Origin of the sequence: Mesorhizobium sp. BR1-1-3, assembly GCF_020165455.1 — a bacterium.
GTDB lineage: Bacteria > Pseudomonadota > Alphaproteobacteria > Rhizobiales > Rhizobiaceae > Mesorhizobium > Mesorhizobium ciceri.
On sequence record NZ_JAIUIC010000006.1, the window covers coordinates 340706 to 357711 of the forward strand.

At 65.5% G+C, this 17006-nt stretch carries 15 protein-coding genes and 1 pseudogene; 9 read left to right on the forward strand and 7 right to left on the reverse strand.

The genetic code is table 11. From position 1 onward, the window contains the following. Positions 1-21: 21 nt before the first annotated feature. On the reverse strand, positions 22-654 hold the full coding sequence (locus tag LB559_RS16550; RefSeq protein ID WP_024501659.1) for a PQQ-binding-like beta-propeller repeat protein: 633 nt from the start codon (positions 652-654) through the stop codon (positions 22-24). 33 nt (positions 655-687) lie between these two features. Then, positions 688-1908, reverse strand: a complete 1221-nt coding sequence (locus LB559_RS16555) for a helix-turn-helix domain-containing protein (protein WP_224674517.1) — start codon at positions 1906-1908, stop codon at positions 688-690. A gap of 300 nt (positions 1909-2208) precedes the next feature. Between LB559_RS16555 and LB559_RS16560 the strand changes: the two genes are divergently transcribed. The 3 genes and pseudogenes from LB559_RS16560 to LB559_RS33170 all read left to right on the forward strand — a co-directional run bounded on the left by LB559_RS16560 (position 2209) and on the right by LB559_RS33170 (position 4348). After that, positions 2209-2961: a DUF899 domain-containing protein gene (locus tag LB559_RS16560; protein ID WP_013530710.1), complete on the forward strand. Its 753-nt coding sequence runs from the start codon at positions 2209-2211 to the stop codon at positions 2959-2961. An 83-nt stretch (positions 2962-3044) separates the two neighbouring features. Beyond that, positions 3045-3305, forward strand: coding sequence for a hypothetical protein (locus LB559_RS16565; RefSeq protein ID WP_024501661.1), 261 nt, complete (start codon positions 3045-3047; stop codon positions 3303-3305). 40 nt (positions 3306-3345) lie between these two features. Continuing rightward, positions 3346-4348 (forward strand): annotated as a pseudogene (locus tag LB559_RS33170) (zinc-dependent alcohol dehydrogenase family protein). Between the two features lie 62 nt (positions 4349-4410). Here LB559_RS33170 and LB559_RS16575 read toward each other — a convergent pair. Both LB559_RS16575 and LB559_RS16580 read right to left on the reverse strand, forming a co-directional pair. Beyond that, a complete protein-coding gene (locus LB559_RS16575) occupies positions 4411-5409 on the reverse strand; it encodes a bestrophin family protein (protein ID WP_063168584.1) in 999 nt (332 codons plus the stop codon). Positions 5410-5465: 56 nt separating this feature from the next. Continuing rightward, the gene (locus LB559_RS16580) at positions 5466-6086 is read right to left on the reverse strand and encodes a TetR/AcrR family transcriptional regulator (RefSeq protein ID WP_024501664.1); all 621 of its coding nucleotides are present in this window, start codon (positions 6084-6086) and stop codon (positions 5466-5468) included. Positions 6087-6373: 287 nt separating this feature from the next. On the opposite strand from LB559_RS16580, the gene LB559_RS16585 reads away from it, so the two are divergent. The 6 genes from LB559_RS16585 to LB559_RS16610 all read left to right on the forward strand — a co-directional run bounded on the left by LB559_RS16585 (position 6374) and on the right by LB559_RS16610 (position 14158). Next, a complete protein-coding gene (locus LB559_RS16585) occupies positions 6374-6871 on the forward strand; it encodes a (2Fe-2S)-binding protein (RefSeq protein WP_224674518.1) in 498 nt (165 codons plus the stop codon). Then, positions 6868-7926, forward strand: a complete 1059-nt coding sequence (locus tag LB559_RS16590; RefSeq protein WP_224674519.1) for an FAD binding domain-containing protein — start codon at positions 6868-6870, stop codon at positions 7924-7926. The genes LB559_RS16585 and LB559_RS16590 overlap by 4 nt, the downstream gene beginning before the upstream one ends. Further along, on the forward strand, positions 7916-10174 hold the full coding sequence (locus LB559_RS16595; protein WP_224674520.1) for a xanthine dehydrogenase family protein molybdopterin-binding subunit: 2259 nt from the start codon (positions 7916-7918) through the stop codon (positions 10172-10174). Before LB559_RS16590 ends, LB559_RS16595 begins: the two co-directional genes overlap by 11 nt. Before the next feature lie 230 nt (positions 10175-10404). Continuing rightward, entirely contained in the window at positions 10405-10884 is a 480-nt protein-coding gene (locus tag LB559_RS16600; RefSeq protein ID WP_013530702.1) for a (2Fe-2S)-binding protein, read from the forward strand. Beyond that, positions 10881-11864: an FAD binding domain-containing protein gene (locus LB559_RS16605; RefSeq protein WP_063168587.1), complete on the forward strand. Its 984-nt coding sequence runs from the start codon at positions 10881-10883 to the stop codon at positions 11862-11864. Before LB559_RS16600 ends, LB559_RS16605 begins: the two co-directional genes overlap by 4 nt. Continuing rightward, positions 11861-14158, forward strand: coding sequence for a xanthine dehydrogenase family protein molybdopterin-binding subunit (locus LB559_RS16610; protein WP_224674521.1), 2298 nt, complete (start codon positions 11861-11863; stop codon positions 14156-14158). The genes LB559_RS16605 and LB559_RS16610 overlap by 4 nt, the downstream gene beginning before the upstream one ends. 69 nt (positions 14159-14227) lie before the next feature. Here LB559_RS16610 and LB559_RS16615 read toward each other — a convergent pair whose 3' ends face one another. The 3 genes from LB559_RS16615 to LB559_RS16625 all read right to left on the reverse strand — a co-directional run bounded on the left by LB559_RS16615 (position 14228) and on the right by LB559_RS16625 (position 16887). Further along, positions 14228-14944 carry an outer membrane protein gene (locus tag LB559_RS16615; protein ID WP_224674522.1) on the reverse strand — a complete coding sequence of 239 codons (717 nt, stop codon included), beginning with the start codon at positions 14942-14944 and terminating at the stop codon, positions 14228-14230. Positions 14945-15015: 71 nt separating this feature from the next. After that, a complete protein-coding gene (locus LB559_RS16620) occupies positions 15016-15711 on the reverse strand; it encodes an outer membrane protein (RefSeq protein WP_224674523.1) in 696 nt (231 codons plus the stop codon). Between the two features lie 216 nt (positions 15712-15927). Further along, entirely contained in the window at positions 15928-16887 is a 960-nt protein-coding gene (locus LB559_RS16625; RefSeq protein ID WP_224674524.1) for an AraC family transcriptional regulator, read from the reverse strand. Between the last annotated feature and the right edge of the window lie 119 nt (positions 16888-17006).

The following is a 17006-nucleotide window of genomic DNA, read 5'->3' on the forward strand; positions in this document are numbered from 1 at the left end:
ACTTCGGCGTCGGCCGCATCCTCACCGCGGCCGGCGCACCGCCCGCACCACCCCGGCGGATGTGCTGCCGCAATAAAGGCGGTCGCCGCCATCGGATTCCAGCCCCGACACACCCATCCCGGCCGGCATGTCGAGCTTCTCCAGAACCTTGCCTGATTTCGGGTCGACGCGGCGCAGGTCGCTCTGGTCGCCTTCCCAGGTGGCGTGCCACAGCTCGCCCTCGACCCATGTCACCCCGGTGACGAAGCGGTTGGATTCGATGGTGCGCAGGATCGCACCGGTTTCCGGGTCGACCTGGTGGATCTTGCGTTCGCGGTATTGTCCCACCCAGAGCGTTCCTTCGGCCCAGGTCAGCCCGGAATCGCCGCCACCACCGGGCGCCGGAATGGTCGCCAGCACCTGGCCGGTATCAGGGTCGATCTTCTGTATCAGGTCGTTGGCAAGCTGGAAGAAATGCTGGCCGTCCCAGGCGGTGCCGGCATGCGCCGCGACATCGATCGAGCGCAGGTTCTGCCCACTCTCCGGATCGAAGGCGTTCAGCTTCTCGCCCGAGGCAAACCAGACATTGTTGCCGTCAAAGCTCACCCCATGCACCCTCTCCACATCGGCAAAGGGCCCGTATTCGCGCAGGATTTCGGCCGTTGACTGTTTCATGTCCTTGTCCTCATTGAGATCCGATGTCACTTCCTAACCGTTCGGCAGCGGGGCGGGGAGTAACAAGGTGGTCGTGAATCCCACCAGTGGAGGCGTCATCCAGCGGCGCGCCCGGCCGTGACCGAAAAACTGCACCTTGCCGGCCTCGCCAAGCTGCTCCAACGCCCGCTGCACGCTGCGCTGCCCGGTGCCTAGCGCCAGCGCCAACGCCGAACTCGCCCAGGATTCACCGTCGGCAAGGAAAGCCAGCACCGCCGCGTGCCGCTCCTCGATCGGCCGCGCCAGCACCAGCACCTCGCGTGCCTGGCGCGGCGCCAGCGCGAAGCCCTGGCTGGTGGCGCCGATGTCGGCCAGGCTCCGCAATTCGGTGCGCAGCCGGCCGATCTCGACCCGCAGCCGCGCCCGATGCGATTCATCGGCGTGCCTGCCGCCGAAGGCTTGCGCGATCAGCGTCGCCCTGGACACATCGCCTGGCCACGCTTCGGCGAGCGTACGGGCCAGCGCGAACAGAACCGGGCGCGTGGCCAGCGAGACCGTTTTCTCCTGTTGGCGCACGACATATCGGAAATTATCGACCAGCAGCGCCGGCGACGCCTGCAACGCCTCGACGTCCTCAAGCAGCAACGGGCGCTGCTCGCCAGCCGCGATCAGCCGCGCCGCCGGCGTGTCCAGCGCCAGGAATGCACGGTCGACCTCAGCGATGAGCCCCGAAATGCCGGCCTGGCGGGCGGCGTGGCGTGCCCACTCCAACGCCCTGCGCGCCGGCTTCGTCTTGAGGCGCCGCATTGCGATGCCGGCGACGGCAAGTTCGTGGGCGGCGCGCGAGGCCGGCGGAAGCGGTGCCGGGTCGAGCCCCGCCAGCACGTCTTCGGCCTCGTCGAGACGGCCGATCAATAGCAGGCGCCGCACCTTGAGGTGGCCGGCATGCGCTGCGTTCAGCCGGTCGCCATGCTTTTCCAGCGTCGCCCGCGCCGCATCCAAAGCCTTGGCCGGCCAGCCGAGATCCCGCGAGACCAGCGCGATCTCGGCCTCGGCAACGACGCATCTGGCACGCGCTACCGCCTCTTTCGGGCCGAAGCCGCGCGCGGCACGCCGCAGCAGCGCCTTGGCGCGATCGAGATCGCCGAGCTGCGCCATGGCAATGCCGCGCAGCGCCAGCGCCGGCGGGTCTTCGCGCAAGGCGACGCGATCCAGCGCGCCGAGCGGGTCGCCTCCGGCCAGTGCCAGCGCAGCCGCGGTGATCAGCGAATCCATTCAAATCCCGTCACACTTGTAACTCCCACCCTTGTGCGTCGCCGCCCTAACTTAAATCCGTACCGTCAACCGGCAAGCCGCATCGGCAACTATCGGCAACGCGCGGCACGCCAAGGGAGAACCGACAATGCCAACCGACACTCCTCTCCATCCGGCCGAAGGCACCGTGAGGATGCGCCACCCCTGCTGCGACGGGCCGGCTCCTGCAAATCCCGTCACACTTGTAACTCCCACCCTCCCGCTTCACCGCCCTATTCTGGCTGACAGCAAGCGACAACAGACTGGCAAAGGAGACGACCAATGACCAAGCACATCGCAATGAAGACCCCGCCCATCGTTTCGAGGCAGGACTGGGAAGCCGCCCGCGAACAGATGCTGGTGAAGGAAAAGGCAACACTGCGCGCCAAGGACGCATTGGCCGCCGAGCGCCGGCGCATGCCGTGGATGGAAGTCGACAAGGCCTATGTGTTCGAGGGACCGAACGGCAGAGCGAGCCTGCTCGATCTGTTCGAAGGCCGCCGCCAGCTGATCGTCTACCGCGCCTTCTTCGAGCCCGGCGTGCATGGCTGGCCCGATCACGCCTGCCGCGGCTGTTCGCTGGGCGCCGACCAGGTCGGCCACCTCGCCCATCTCAACGCCCGCAACACCACGCTTGCCTACGCTTCGCGTGCCCCGCAGGCCGACATTGCGCGGCTGAAGCAGCGGATGGGCTGGCAGATGCCCTGGTACACAATCACTGACAGTTTCGACAAGGACTTCGGTGTCGACGAATGGCACGGCCACAACGTCTTCATCCGTGACGGCGATCGCATCTTCCGCACCTACTTGATTAACAGCCGCGGCGACGAAGCGATGGGCACCGTCTGGAGCTATCTCGACGCGACGCCGCTCGGCCGCCAGGAAATCTGGGAGGATTCGCCCGAAGGCTATCCGCAGACTCCACTCTACTCCTGGTGGAACTGGCACGACAATTACGACGCCGGGGCCGACAAGAAATGGGAAGAAGTGTCTGCTGCCGGCGAGGCCGCGTTCAGGGACAAGGGCGAGCAGTAACGGTTGTCCAGTCTGGGTTCCTCTCCCCACTCCCTGGAGAGAGGAACCTGTCGTGACTGGCATGATCATCAAGGATCAAGGCGATGAGCGATATCCACACAGGTGCCGGCAGCACGATCCCAGAAGCCGCCACCCTCGGGCTGGCCGACTGGCTTTGCCTTGCCGCGGCACCGACCTTCGCCGTGATGGCGCTGCTCACCTGCATCTTCAGCGGCGATGCGGCCATGCAGTGCATGGGCACCGACGCCTCGCCCCTCACGGGCATGGCTGCGATGTATCTGCTGATGAGCGCCTTTCATCTGGCGCCCTGGCTGCGGGTGATCTCCGGCCGGCAGGCCCGCTAGGCCCTTCCAATTCTAGACACCCCACACATCGGAGAAGACAATGAGACTGGTCAGGCTGAGAGCGCCGGGCGGCTTGGGCAATCTCGACCTGGTCGAGGAAGATCCGCCCCAACCAGGGCCGGGCGAGCTGCTGGTCAGGATCCGGGCCTGCGCGTTGAACATGCGCGACGACTTTGCCGTGCAAGGCAAGATGCCTCTCGCCGACGGCCGCGTTCCGCTCTCCGACGGCGCCGGCGAAGTGATTGCCCTCGGCGACGGTGTCGATGCACTCAGGCCCGGAGACAGCGTCGTCAGCGTCTTCTATCCCTGGTGGCTGGGCGGTGACATGACGCCCTGCACCCGGCGCGATATTCCGGGAGACAGTTTCGACGGCTTCGCCAGCGAGTATGTCTGCATGCCGGCGCATGCTTTCACCAGGGCACCGGCAGGCTATACGCATGTCGAGGCGGCGTCGCTCACCTGCACGGGCGTTACTGCCTGGCGCGGCCTGATTGTGTGCGGCAAGGTGAAGCCGGGCGACGCAGTGCTGGTCCTCGGTTCGGGCAGTGTATCGTTGTTCGCGTTGCAATTCGCCAAGGCCGCTGGCGCCCGGGTCATCGCCACCTCATCCGACGAGCAGAAGCTGGAAAGGCAAGCGCCTCGGAGCCGACGCCGTCATCAACTACAAGTCCGTCCCGGACTGGGGCCGCAAGGCCAAGGATCTGACGGGCGGGCGCGGCGTCGATCACGTGATCGAGGTCGGCGGACCCGCCACGCTGGCGCAGTCGATTATCGCCTGCCGCACGGGCGGTCACATCGCGCTGGTCGGCGTCCTGACCGGCTTTGCGGCGGAAGTGTCTATCCCCGCCCTGTTTTCCAACCAGATCCGCATCAGCGGCATTTCCATCGGCAGCCGGGCCGACCAGGAGGATATGATCCGGGCGATAGAGACTATCAGGCTGAAGCCCGTCATAGACCGCCATTTTCCGCTGCAGGACATCGCCACCGCCTTCGCGCATTACGAATCCCGAAAGCATTTCGGCAAGGTCTGCCTTGACGTTTGAGCGTCCTCCGCCAGCAGCACGATGAAGGGGACCGCCGGGGCCGCGCCTCGTCGTGATCCTGCCTAGGTCGCGATGTCGTTGACCGGCAGCAGGGGCTTGGGAAGGTCGCTCTCGCCGAGCCCGCTACGCAACTCGATCTCGATGTCACGGCAAATCTGCGAGATCGGAACGTCGTTGGCATTGCCCTCGAACGGGTTGGCGCTGCTTTCGCCGACCTGGTCGAGAGACATGTAGGCCCAGCCGAGCAGCGTGCTGAACGGGATCGTCAGCCAGATCGCTATCGACCCGAGCGCGCCACCCAGTTTGCCCATATCGGCAAAGACGGGAACGACCCCGAACGGCAACAGTGTGCAGAAGATCATGACGAACATCGAACTGACGATGGCGTATTGCCGGGGATAGGGATTGTTCTTGATGCGATCGCAGCGCGCCTGCTGGTCATGGAAGTCGCGGATCAGCTTGGTCAGTTCGCCATAGATCTGAGGAGGGAGCTTTGTGTCCTTGAACAGCGCATTGACCTGGACAGATTGCAGTTCGAGCAGGGCTATCGCCGGCTGGGGCGATTTCAGGACGTCCTCGGCCTGTTCGGCGAGCAGCGGACGCAATTCGTCGCCGACCGAGCTCGCATCCTCATGGATACGGTAGCGCCGCCGGTATTCGATATTGGCGGCCCGCGCCATGGACTCCCATGGCATCGGCCGGCGCAGGGAAAAGCGCAATGCCGTCATCCAGGCGATGTGGCGATAGATGAGCTGTCTGGCCGTCGGCGCGTCGAGGAAATCCCTGCAGAAATTGGACCACAAACGGCTGCTGGCCGTAATTTGCGTAAAAGCCTGCAGCGCGTCGCTGCTGCGGGTGAACACCTGCGAATTCTTGAACCCGGCGACGAGTGACACGGTGGTGCCAAGCACCAGCACCACCGACCATGGCACCGAAAACCCGGCGATGCCTGGAAGACGGTAGGCCGCCACGGCCAGACCGCTCACCACCACCATGTAGATGACGCTGCGCCGCGACCACAGCGCGAAATCGATCAGTTTGTAGGAACGGCCTACATACATCGTATCCCCTCAACTCATCGATAGGTCTGGTTTTGCACGGCCGGAATCTGGTCGCCTCATTGTGCCTTTGCAGCCCCGAACCGCAACCCGTCCATCAACAGCTTGACCAGCCGGCGCGAGCGGTCGCGCCATTCGGGGGTGTCGGGCGCTGAATAGATGCCGCCCAGCGCGTGCAGCACGTCGGAAGCGTCGACGTCGCCGCGGATGGTGCCGTCGGCCACCGCCGCCTCGACCAGGCGTCGCAAGGCTTGCGACACCCGGCCGAACGTGTCGGAAAACAGCGTCGAATTGGTGGTGAGCACAATGCGCAGGCTGGTCGCCAGGCCGCGCTTGGTGGCGATGTAGTCGACGAAGCGCTGCATCCACTGTTCCAGCGCGACATCGGACGGATGTTTTTGGGCAAGCTCGCCGGCGGCCGCGCACAGCGCCTCCACCTCACGACGATAGACCACCTCGACCAGATGCTCGCGCGTCGGGAAATGCCGGTAGAGCGTGCCGATGCCGACGCCGGCGCGGCGCGCGATCTCCTCCAGCGAGCCATCGATGCCGCGCTCGGCAAAGACTGACACCGCCACCTCGACCAGCCGATCGCGGTTGCGCCGCGCATCGGCGCGCAGCGGCTTTGCGTCTACGGCCTCGGCCTTCTGTTCAGCAATGGCGGACGGCTCGCTGGCCAATTTTTTCTCCACATCGTGTCAGGGGGCTTGAATCCGGCAGGGTCAGCCACCACGTAATAAACGGAGGCGCCTCCGTTTTAGTGGAGCACCTTTATCATATAATCAGGGGAACCGGTATGTCACGTCTTTCGAACACGCAAGCCGACATCTCCCCTGCCCGCCTGCCTCGCGGGAGATCCGCCATCTCCGCTTTCGCCGTCAAGACCTGACCCAACGGTTACCTTGCCCTTCTGCGGCAAGGCACCAGTTCAATCCCATCCGCGTCAAGCAACTGGAGCCAGACGCCCATGACCAGCCTTCCCATTACCCTCACCATCAATGGCCACCGACACCAACTGGAGGTCGATCCACGCGTAACCCTGCTCGACCTGCTGCGCGAGCGGCTCGATCTCACCGGCACCAAGAAGGGCTGCGATCGCGGCCAATGCGGCGCCTGCACGGTGCTGGTCGACGGCAAGCGCATCAACTCATGCCTGGCGCTGGCGGTCAGCCATGACGGCGCCCAGGTCTTGACCATCGAAGGCGTCGCCAACGGCGAGGAACTGCATCCGGTGCAGGCCGCCTTCATCGCCCATGACGGCTTCCAGTGCGGGTTCTGCACACCCGGCCAGATCATGAGCACGCTCGGCCTGATCGCCGAGGGACAGGCCGGCGACGATCCCGAACGCATCCGCGAGGGGCTGAGCGGCAACATATGCCGCTGCGCGGCCTATGGCGGCATCGTCGAGGCCGTCCTGGAAGCCCAGCAACAGCTTATCAAAGCCGACCGGAGGACCGCGGCATGAGAGACTTCGATTACATCAGGCCCGCCACCATTCCCGACGCCATCGCCGCGGCAGCCGAGCCGGGCTCGGCCTATCTCGCCGGCGGCACCAATCTGCTCGACCTGATGAAAGGCGGCATCACCAGTCCCGAGCGTATCGTCGACATCTCTCGGCTGCCGGAACTCAACCGCATCGAACGGCTGGACGATGGTGGCCTGCGCATTGGTGCGCTGGTGCGTAACGCCGACCTTGCCTACCATCCGGCGTTCGCCAAATCCTATCCGGCGGTGGCCGAGGCGCTGCTGTCGGGCGCTTCGGCGCAGCTTCGCAACGCCGCCACCGTCGGCGGCAATCTGTTGCAGCGCACGCGCTGCAGCTATTTCTACGACACCGCCAGCGCCTGCAACAGGCGCGAGCCAGGCGCCGGCTGCGATGCGCTGGGCGGCGAAAACCGCCTGCACGCAGTGCTCGGCTGGAGCGACGCCTGCATCGCCACCCATCCGTCGGATTTCTGCGTGCCGCTGGTGGCGCTCGACGCCGTGGTCGAGATCGAAGGCAAGAAGGGCCGGCGCCATGTTTCGCTGGAGGAATTCCACCGGCTTCCCGGCGAAACGCCGCAGCGGGAGAATGCGCTGGAGCCCGGCGACCTGATCGTGGCGGTGCGCCTTCCGGCGGAGGCTGCCTCCTTCTCCGCCAATGCCCGTTACCTGAAAGTCCGCGAGCGCACCTCCTATGCCTTTGCCGTCGTATCGGCCGCAGCAGCGCTTGTCGTCGACGGCGGCAAGATCCGCGCCGCAAGGCTGGCGCTGGGCGGCGTCGCGGCCAAGCCGTGGCGGGCACGCTCGGCGGAAGCCGTCCTGCTTGGCGCGGACGCCAGCGAGGCGACCTTCGCCAGCGCCGCGGACGCTGCCTTGGCCGATGCCAGCCCTTCCGGCGACAATGCCTTCAAGATCGAGCTTGCCCGCCGCATCGTGATCAGGGCGCTGATCTCTGCGCTTTCGGGAACGCCCGAGCGTCTGCCGGCCCTTCCTGCCTCCCCGTTCTCGAACATTCCTGGAGCGCGCCATGACGCTTGAACTCAGCCTCAACCAGCAACCCGCCCATGCCCGGCAAGGCTCCAGCATCGGCCAGCCGCTGACCCGCCGCGACGGCTTTCTGAAAGTCACCGGAGCCGCGCGCTATGCCGCCGACAACCATCCGCCCGGCATGCTCTACGCCGTGCTCGCTGTCTCTAGCATCGCGCGCGGCCGCGTCGCTGCGCTGGATGTCGAGGCGGCCAAGGCACACAAGGGCGTGGTCGAGGTGATGACGCCCAAGAACCGGCCAGCGCTCGCCGCCGATCCGGACGCCAAGGACCATCCCTTCATGTTCCGGCTCGACCTCTTGCAGAACGACCAGGTCCGCTACCCCAATCAGAGCATCGCCGTGGTGATCGCCGAGACGCTGGAGGCGGCGACCGAGGGGGCGGCGCTGCTGTCGCCGCGCTATGAAGTGATGCCGGCGCGCGTTGGCCTCGACGGCGCCGAAAGTATCGTGCCGCGTGCTGTCGGCGTCGGCGGTCCGGCCGTGCAGCACAAGGGCGATGTCGAGGCCGGGCTCAAATCGGCAAAGACGCGGATCGAAGCCACCTACGAGACGCCGGCCCAGTACCACAACGCCATGGAGCCGCATGCGATCGTCGTCGCCTGGGAAGGCGACACACTGTCGATCGACACACCGAGCCAGGGCCTTGCCATGGCGCAGGGCCGCATCGCCGGCCTGTTCGGCATCGCGCCGGAGAACATCCACATCCGCAGCCCGTTCCTGGGTGGCGGCTTCGGTTCGAAAGGCATGATCTCCGGGCCGCAGGTGCTCGGCATCCTGGCGGCGCGTCTCGTCGGCCGTCCGGTCAAGCTGGTGCTGCGACGTGAGCAGATGTACGGGCCGGTCGGCCACCGTGCGCCGACGCGCCAGACGCTGCGCATGGGCATGGATGGCGAAGGGCGGCTGACGGCGCTCGACCATCACGCCAAGACCGCGTCGAGCACGTTCGACGATTTCTTCGAACCGGCGGCGGATGCCTCGCACACACTCTATGCCAGCCCGGCCATCGCCACCTCGCACGATGCGGTGCGGCTCGATACCGGTACGCCGCTGTTCATGCGGGCGCCCGGCGAAGCCACCGGCTCGATCGCGCTGGAGAGCGCTATCGATGAGGCAGCCTACGCCTGCGGCATGGACCCGCTGGAATTCCGGCTGCGGAACTATGCCGAGATCGAGCCGATGACCGGCAAGCCGTTTTCCTCCAAGGCGCTGCGCGAATGCTACAGGCAAGCGGCCGAGACGTTCGGCTGGGCGAGCCGCCCCATTCAGCCTCGGCTGATGCGCGACGCCGACGGTTTCCTGACCGGCTGGGGCATGGGCACGGCGACCTTCCCGGCGATCATGTTCCAGGCCGAAGCGCGGGCGGTGCTGAGAGCCGATGGCAGCGGCGTGATGGAGACCGGCGCTCAGGACATGGGGCAAGGCGCCTGGACCGCCTTCGCCCAGATCGCCGCCGACGGACTGGGACTGGATATCGACCAGGTCGATTTCAGAGCCGGCAGCTCCGATCTGCCCAATGCAGGCATTGCCGGCGGCTCCGGCCACACGGCGACGGCCGGCATGGCGATCCACAATGCGGGCGCCGCCGTCATCGCCAGGCTCGCCGATCTCGCCACCGGCGACGAGGGCTCGCCGCTCTACGGCGCCGGCAATGAAGGCGTGCTGGCGCGCGGCGGCCGCCTCTATCGGCGCGACGATGAAAGCCGCGGTGAAAGCTACGCCGAAATCCTCACGCGCGCGGGCCTCACCGAGATCGAGGGCCACGGCAAGGGCGCTCCCGACCCGGCGTCTCAGGAGGCCTATGCCAAGCACGCGCATGGCGCCGTGTTTGCCGAGGTGAAGGTCGATCCGGATTTTGGCCAGATCCGTGTCACAAGGCTGGTCGGCGCGTTCGCCGCCGGACGGATCATCAATCCCAGGCTGGTGTGCAGCCAGTATTATGGCGGAATGATCTGGGGCGTCTCGTTCGCGCTGCATGAGGAAGCCATCACCGACCGGCGCTCTGGCCGGATCCAGAATGCCAACCTCGCCGAATATCATGTCCCGGTGAATGCCGACGTTCCATCGGTCGAGGCGTTGCTGGTCCACGAGGACGACCCTCACGTCAACGCGCTCGGCATCAAGGGCGTCGGCGAAATCGGCATCACCGGCACGGCCGGCGCCGTCGCCAATGCGGTCTGGCATGCGACCGGCGTGCGGCCGCGGCGCTTTCCGGTCCGCATCGAGGACCTGCTGGGGTGAGGAGTGGTCCACCTAGCGGATGGGAAGCCAATTGCTTGGCTTCCCGAACGACGAATGGTGAAGGCCCGGTCCGCCTTCGGGCGCACCAAAAGGTCCAGTGGACCTTTTTAAGGGGCTGAACGCCCGAAGGCGGGGAGTGGCAGCGAAGGGCCGCACAGCCGGCGCCAGGTGCCCGCCGGCCCAACATGAAATCAACCGACTTCGCGTCAAGCAACTGGAGCCCGACGCCCATGACCAAAACAACGATCCCAGTTCATCTCGACATCAACGGCCGTGATCACGATCTGCAACTCGAGCCGCGCGTCACGCTGCTCGATGCCTTGCGCGATCGCCTCGGCCTGACCGGAACCAAGAAGGGCTGCGACCACGGCCAGTGCGGCGCCTGCACCGTGCATATCGACGGCGAGCGCGTGCTGGCCTGCCTGACGCTGGCCGCACAAGTCGAGGGCCGCACCGTCACCACCATAGAGGGGCTTGCACGGGAGGGCGAAATGCATCCCGTGCAGGCTGCCTTCCTCGAACAGGACGCCTTCCAGTGCGGCTATTGTACGCCGGGCCAGATCATGTCGGCGGTCGCCTGCATCCGCGAAGGCCATGCCGGCTCCGACGAAGAAATCCGCGAGTATATGGCCGGCAACCTCTGCCGCTGCGGCGCCTATCCGCACATCGTCGCCGCTGTCCGCCAGGCAGCATTGGAGGCCGCATCATGAGGGATTTTTCGTATGTGCGCGCCAATTCGCTCGATGCGGCACGCCAGGCGGCCGCCCTGCCCGGCGCCATGCTCTTGGCCGGCGGCACCACGCTGATCGACCTCGCCAAATGCGGCGTCGCCGAGCCCGAGACGCTGGTCGACATCACCCATCTCAAGGGGTTGGGCAGGATCGAGGTGAACGAGCGCGGCGTCACCATCGGCGCACTGGCCAGGATGAGCCATGTCGCCGACCATGCCGACATCAAGAGTAGCTTCCCCGCCATTTCCGAAGCCCTGTGGCAGGCGGCTTCCGCGCAGATCCGCAACATGGCGACCATCGGCGGCAATCTGATGCAGCGCACGCGCTGCCCTTATTTCCGCGATCCCGCGAATTTCCCAGCCTGCAACAAGCGTGAGCCCGGCTCTGGCTGTTCGGCGATCGGCGGCGTTACCCGTGGCCATGCGGTGCTTGGCATCAGCGACGCGTGCATCGCCATGTATCCGGGCGACCTCGCCGTGGCGCTGGTCGCCTTCGATGCGATCGTGCATCTGGGCGAGCGCCACATCCCGGTCGACGACTTTTTCCTGCTGCCCGGCACCACGCCGGATCGGGAACATGCGATCGAACCGGGCGAGATGATCACCGCGATCGAGATCCCCGGCTCGGCCCCTGCCCGGCGTTCGACTTATCTCAAGATCCGCGACCGGCAATCCTATGAGTTTGCCGCCGCGAGCGCGGCGGTCGGCATAGAGTTCGAACCCGACGGCCGAACGATCCGCGATTTGCGCGTCGCGCTTGGCGGCGTCGCGACCAAGCCGTGGCGTGCGCGGGCCGTGGAAAACGCGCTGAAGGGCAAGGTGCTGGAGCCGGACACTGTGCGCGCCGCCAGCCTGCTCGCCGTCGAAGGCTCTGTCGATCATGGCGCCAACCACTACAAGGTCGAACTGGCGCCGCGCGTCGTCGCCCGCGCCATCCGCAAATTGGGAGAGACGGCATGACCGTTCACAACATCAGGCATGGGGATGCGTCCGACGGCGCTTTTGCCGAAGCCGTCGGCGGCCGGCTGTCGCGCATCGACGGCCCGGCCAAGATCACCGGTGCGGCGAAATACGCCGTCGAGCAGCAGCTCGAAGGCCTCGCCTACGCCGTCCTGGTCGAGAGCACGATTGCATCGGGCAAGGTGCGCGCGATCGACACCACTGCCGCCGAGGTGGCGCCCGGCGTGCTGCAGGTGCTGACGCCGGACACCATCATCAGCCTGAAAACCGCGGCGGACTGGTTCGGCACGCCGCCGCCCGACAAGCCGTATTGCCCGCTCGCGCGCGACATCACCTTTTCGGGTCAGCATGTCGCCGCCGTGGTCGCCGAGACCTTAGAGCGGGCGGTCGCGGCGGCGGCACTGGTCAAGGTCAGCTATGAGGAAACGCCTGCCATCGTTGACCTCAGCGACGGCAAGGCCGGCGATGGCATCGCGATCGACGCCATGACCAAGGAGTGGGGCGACGCGCAAGGTGCGTTCGCCTCGGCGCCGGTCCGCATCTGCGCCGCCTACAACACGCCGCGCGAGTACCAGGCGCCGATGGAGCCGCATGGCCTGATCGCCCGCTGGGAGGGCGACCGGCTCACCGTGTGGGAGCCGAGCCAATGGCTGGACGGCATGGCGCGCACCTATGCCGAGTGGTTCGGTGTGCCGTTCGAGAACGTGCGGCTGGTGTCGCCCTATATTGGCGGCGGCTTCGGCTCCAAGGCGCTGGCGCTCAGCCATGGGGCGGTGGCCGCCTGTGCGGCCAAAATGCTCGGCCGGCCGGTGCGGCTGGTGATGACCCGGCCGCAGACTTTTACCGGCTATGGCGGCCGCGCGGCGACGCGCCAGACGGTGACGATCGGCGCCGACGTGCAGGGAAAGATCCAGTCGATCGTGCATCGCGGCGTCAATGAAACATCCATCGACGGCATGTGGGTCGAGCCGCTCGGATCGGTCACCTCGATCATGTACACAACGCCGAATTTCTCCTCGAAGCAGAATGTCGTACGGGTCAATTCGGTGGTGCCAGGCGCCATGCGCGCGCCGGGCGAAAACCCCTCAGCCTTCGGCATCGAAAGCGCCATCGACGAGCTTGCCTACGAGGTCGGCATCGATCCGCTGGAGATCCGGCTCCGAAACTATGCCGAGCAGGATCCACATGCCAAAAAAGCCTGGTCGACCAGGCAGTTGCGCGAGGCTTTTGCTGCAGGCGCCGAACGCTTCGGCTGGTCCAGGCGCACACCCGAACCGCGCTCGATGCGCGACGGCAACCAGTTGATCGGCTGGGGCGTCGCCGCCGGCACCTATCCGGTGCGACGCGCCTATGGGGAGGCGCTCGTGCGCATCCTGGCCGATGGTTCGGTCGAGGTCGAAAGCTCCTCGATCGACATGGGCCAGGGCACCTACACCATCCTGGCGCAGACCGCCGCCGAAACGCTCGGCGTGCGAGCTGACGACGTGGTGGTGAAGCTCGGTGACTCCCGCTTTCCGCGCGCCGGCGTCACCGGCGGTTCGCGGCTGGCCGGCGTGATGACGGGTGCGGTCTACAAGGCGGCAACCTCGGCCCTCGACCAGTTGGTGGGCCTCGCCATCAGCGATCCACGCTCGCCCTTCCACGCGCTGCAGGCCAACACGCTGGTCGTCGCCAATGGCCGTATCGCTTCGCCGCGCGGCGACGGCCCCGATGTCTCCGTCGCCGAACTGCTCAAGAGCGTCGGCCGCGACCACATCGAAGCCACCGGCGACACCATGCCGGCCAATTCGACGCCAGAGGATCGCTACAAGAACTACACCACCATCGCCATGTCGGTGCCGCACACCGAGGGCGACTATTCCCGCCACTCCTGGTGCGCGCATTTCATCGAAGTGCGCGTCGACGAGGATTTCGGCACGGTGCGTGTATCGCGTGTGGTGTCGGCGCTGGATTCGGGCCGGCTCTACAACCCGAAACTTGCCGAAAGCCAATGGAAGGGCGGCATCATCATGGGCATCGGCCAGGCGCTATTGGAAGAAGGCATCGTCGACCGCCGCCACGGCCGCATCGTCAATGACAACCTCGCCGACTACCTCGTGCCGACCAATGCCGACATCCCCGACATCGAGGTGATCTCGGTCGGCATCCCCGACCTGCATTCCTCGGTGCTCGGCGGCAAGGGCGTTGGCGAACTGGCCATTGTCGGCGTGGCGCCGGCGATTGCCAACGCGGTATTCCATGCGACGGGAAAGAGGATCAGGGATCTGCCGATCACGCTGGAGAAGCTGATTTAAGGGCGGTGGCACCGAAGCTGCCGAACTCCCCCTCGGAGCCCGCTTGGAGGAGTTCGGCAGTTCCAACGGTCAGAACTTATAGGCGACGCCGATCCGGACATCATGCGTCGTCAGTTCAATCTCGTCGGGATTGAGGGGAGCGCCGTTGACGAATGCGTGACGCAGGGAGTTGTGGCGGCCGAAATCGGCGAACCGGTACTCACCGCGAACCACCCAATTGTCGGTGACGGCGTATTCGGCGCCGGCGCCCAGCGTATAGCCCGTTACGGTATCCTTCACGTCGGCATAGGGACCGCCCGGAATGTCGGTGGTGGTGTGCTTGTAGCTTGCCACAGCCAGGCCGCCGGTGACAAAGGGAAGCCAGCGATCCATCGCATAGCCGGCCCGCAGGCGCACGGAGCCAACTGACTCCATCTTGAGCTCGCCGCCAAAGGCCGGGTCATCGATGCCGAGCGCCCGATAGAGCGTCGTGTCCTTCACGCTTGCGAAACTGTAGTCGCCCTCGATGCCGAGAGCCAGCCCACCGTCGAACTGCTTGTTGTAGCCGGCGTAAAGACCGCCGAAACCACCGGACGGACTGTAGCCCCAGCCGTAATTGTCGAAGCTGTCCGGGGCAAAGACTTGCCCTGCCCTTGCGTTCCCCCAGGCATATCCGGCATGCGCGCCAATATAGCCGCCGGACCAGTCGTAGGTGGCCGCGACAGGCAAGGCTTCACTGGTGTCCGCTGCGGACGCCATACCGACAGGCGTGAGGATGAAGGCCGTGGCGAGAAGAATGGTTTTCATCGTTTGCTATCCCGAAACTATTGCCTCGCCCCGCGCGAAAAAAGCGCGGGGGTTTGTTCAGCGACGCTAGGTCAGAACTTGTAGCTGAGCCCGACCCTGACATCGTGAGTCTTGAGATCGAAGTTCGCAACCGTTCCAAGACCAAAAAGCGGTACCGAAACGTCCTTTTTGCCGAAGTCGGAGTAGCGATATTCGACCCGCGCGATCCACCTGTCGGTGAAGGCGTGCTCAACGCCAGCCCCAGCCGTCCAGCCAAGATGGGTTTCGTCATGGACCGGTATTGTACCGCCGGGGCCGGTGGTCATCACGCTCACTTCATATTTGGCAGCCGCCACGCCTGCTGTGATGTAAGGCAAGGTGCGATCGAAAGCATAACCAGCCCGCAGCCGCGCCGAGCCCGACCATTTGACTTCGCTCTTGAACAGCGCGCCGGCACCGGCGAAGGTGCCCACCGCGTCTACATTGCTGTACGCAATGTCAGCCTCGGCACCGAGCACGAAGCTGTTCGCCAATTCCTGGTTGACGCCGATATGCACGCCGCCAACAAAACCGCTCGGATCGAGGGGAGCGTTGATGTCGGTGCCGCCGGGGCCAGCGCCGCCGATGAACAGATTGGACTTTCCGGATGCATAGCCGAAGTGAGCGCCGGCATAGAGGCCGGACCAGTCGTAGGAGGAGGCGACGGGCGAAGCCTCGCTGATATCTGCGGCGCACGCCATGCCGCCCGGCGCGAGGATCAATGCCGTTGCGAGAAGAAGAATTTTCATTGTTGTCTGCCGCCCCAAAATTGTCGTGGTCGCCGCCGCGGATGCCAGCGGAGGACCAGCTGTTGTCGAGAAATCCGGTGTTGCATTGTCCGCCGGCCGCGTCTTGGGCTGGGCCGCACCCGAATTGTCGGGGAAAGCACCACGGCGCTTTCCCGGTCGGTGTGGCTTTTCAGCCTCAGTCGATCGGCGCGCCGTGCATTCGGTGGCTGTCGGAAACTATCTGGCGCTGCCCGGCGTCGAGCCGAAGCGGCGGCGGAAGCAGCGGTTGAAATAGGACACGTCGGAGAAGCCGCTGAGCAGCGCGATCTCGCTGATCCGCATGCGGTCGTTGCGCCTGTCGGACAGCATCCGATGCGCCCTCTGCAAGCGCAGTTCGAGAATGCGCTCGGCAAAGCTCACCCCGATTTCCTGCAGCAGGTCATGGACATAGCGGACCGAGAGCCGCAATTGCCCGGCAACGCCCTGCGCCGAAATGGCGGGATCGGCGAAATTGTCCCGCATCTTCTGCAGTATGGCCTGCAGCCTTGCCGCGCGCAGACCGCGCAGGCCCGCCAGTTCGGCCGCTTCGCCCTTGGCGCCGGTCGCCAGGCCGATCAGGTCGACGATGGTTTCGGTGGCGTGGCCGATGAGGTCGGGCGAGACCAGGGCCGGGCCTGCTTCCAGGAAGCTGCAATAGCGCTTGAGCATGCCGAGCGCCTCATTGTCGGCGCCGACGGTCAACGCCAGCCGATCCTCTATATGAGCGAAGGCATTTTCCAGCACGGCACGGGGAAGCACCACATTGGCCCAGACATTGTTGTCGCCGCCGGTCATCTGCAACGCTTCCGAAGCCGAGACCAGGGCGGCCTCGCCTTTGCCGACGTGATAATCGCGGCCAATCTGCGTGCCGCTGAGCACCGTATCGCCATTGTTGACCAGCAGCAGATAGCCGTCGCGACCGTCGGCGGCGATATTGCCCGCCTTGCGGCTGGCATGACGTATCGTCCCGGCCATCTGCCCAAGCACAAGCGACCCGACAGCGGTGGCTTCGATCGCGGCTTCGAACGACAGTCTTTCCGAAATCGTGTATTCGACCGACCATATCTCGGCGACATGGATGTCCTGCCAGAGCGCGAAGCGTGCGCGATGATCCAGATGCGGCGGCAGATCCGCCGATGAGAAGACGTTCTTTTGCAAGGGACGACCGGCCTTTTCTACAATCGCGTCTTCATTTCGACACGCACCGTATTGGACCAGATCACGGTCTGTCCAGAGCCGGAAATACTTGTGCGCCAGGCGACAATTTCAGTGCCGTC

What these genes read in the sequence shown, in the direction of transcription:
- LB559_RS16575 (WP_063168584.1), bottom strand. Translation starts at nt 5,409, where the DNA reads ATGTATGTAGGCCGTTCCTACAAACTGATCGATTTCGCGCTGTGGTCG.
- LB559_RS16550 (WP_024501659.1), bottom strand. Translation starts at nt 654, where the DNA reads ATGAAACAGTCAACGGCCGAAATCCTGCGCGAATACGGGCCCTTTGCC.
- LB559_RS16560 (WP_013530710.1), top strand. Translation starts at nt 2,209, where the DNA reads ATGACCAAGCACATCGCAATGAAGACCCCGCCCATCGTTTCGAGGCAG.
- LB559_RS16590 (WP_224674519.1), top strand. Translation starts at nt 6,868, where the DNA reads ATGAGAGACTTCGATTACATCAGGCCCGCCACCATTCCCGACGCCATC.
- LB559_RS16620 (WP_224674523.1), bottom strand. Translation starts at nt 15,711, where the DNA reads ATGAAAATTCTTCTTCTCGCAACGGCATTGATCCTCGCGCCGGGCGGC.
- LB559_RS16595 (WP_224674520.1), top strand. Translation starts at nt 7,916, where the DNA reads ATGACGCTTGAACTCAGCCTCAACCAGCAACCCGCCCATGCCCGGCAA.
- LB559_RS16600 (WP_013530702.1), top strand. Translation starts at nt 10,405, where the DNA reads ATGACCAAAACAACGATCCCAGTTCATCTCGACATCAACGGCCGTGAT.
- LB559_RS16585 (WP_224674518.1), top strand. Translation starts at nt 6,374, where the DNA reads ATGACCAGCCTTCCCATTACCCTCACCATCAATGGCCACCGACACCAA.
- LB559_RS16555 (WP_224674517.1), bottom strand. Translation starts at nt 1,908, where the DNA reads ATGGATTCGCTGATCACCGCGGCTGCGCTGGCACTGGCCGGAGGCGAC.
- LB559_RS16565 (WP_024501661.1), top strand. Translation starts at nt 3,045, where the DNA reads ATGAGCGATATCCACACAGGTGCCGGCAGCACGATCCCAGAAGCCGCC.
- LB559_RS16615 (WP_224674522.1), bottom strand. Translation starts at nt 14,944, where the DNA reads ATGAAAACCATTCTTCTCGCCACGGCCTTCATCCTCACGCCTGTCGGT.
- LB559_RS16610 (WP_224674521.1), top strand. Translation starts at nt 11,861, where the DNA reads ATGACCGTTCACAACATCAGGCATGGGGATGCGTCCGACGGCGCTTTT.
- LB559_RS16605 (WP_063168587.1), top strand. Translation starts at nt 10,881, where the DNA reads ATGAGGGATTTTTCGTATGTGCGCGCCAATTCGCTCGATGCGGCACGC.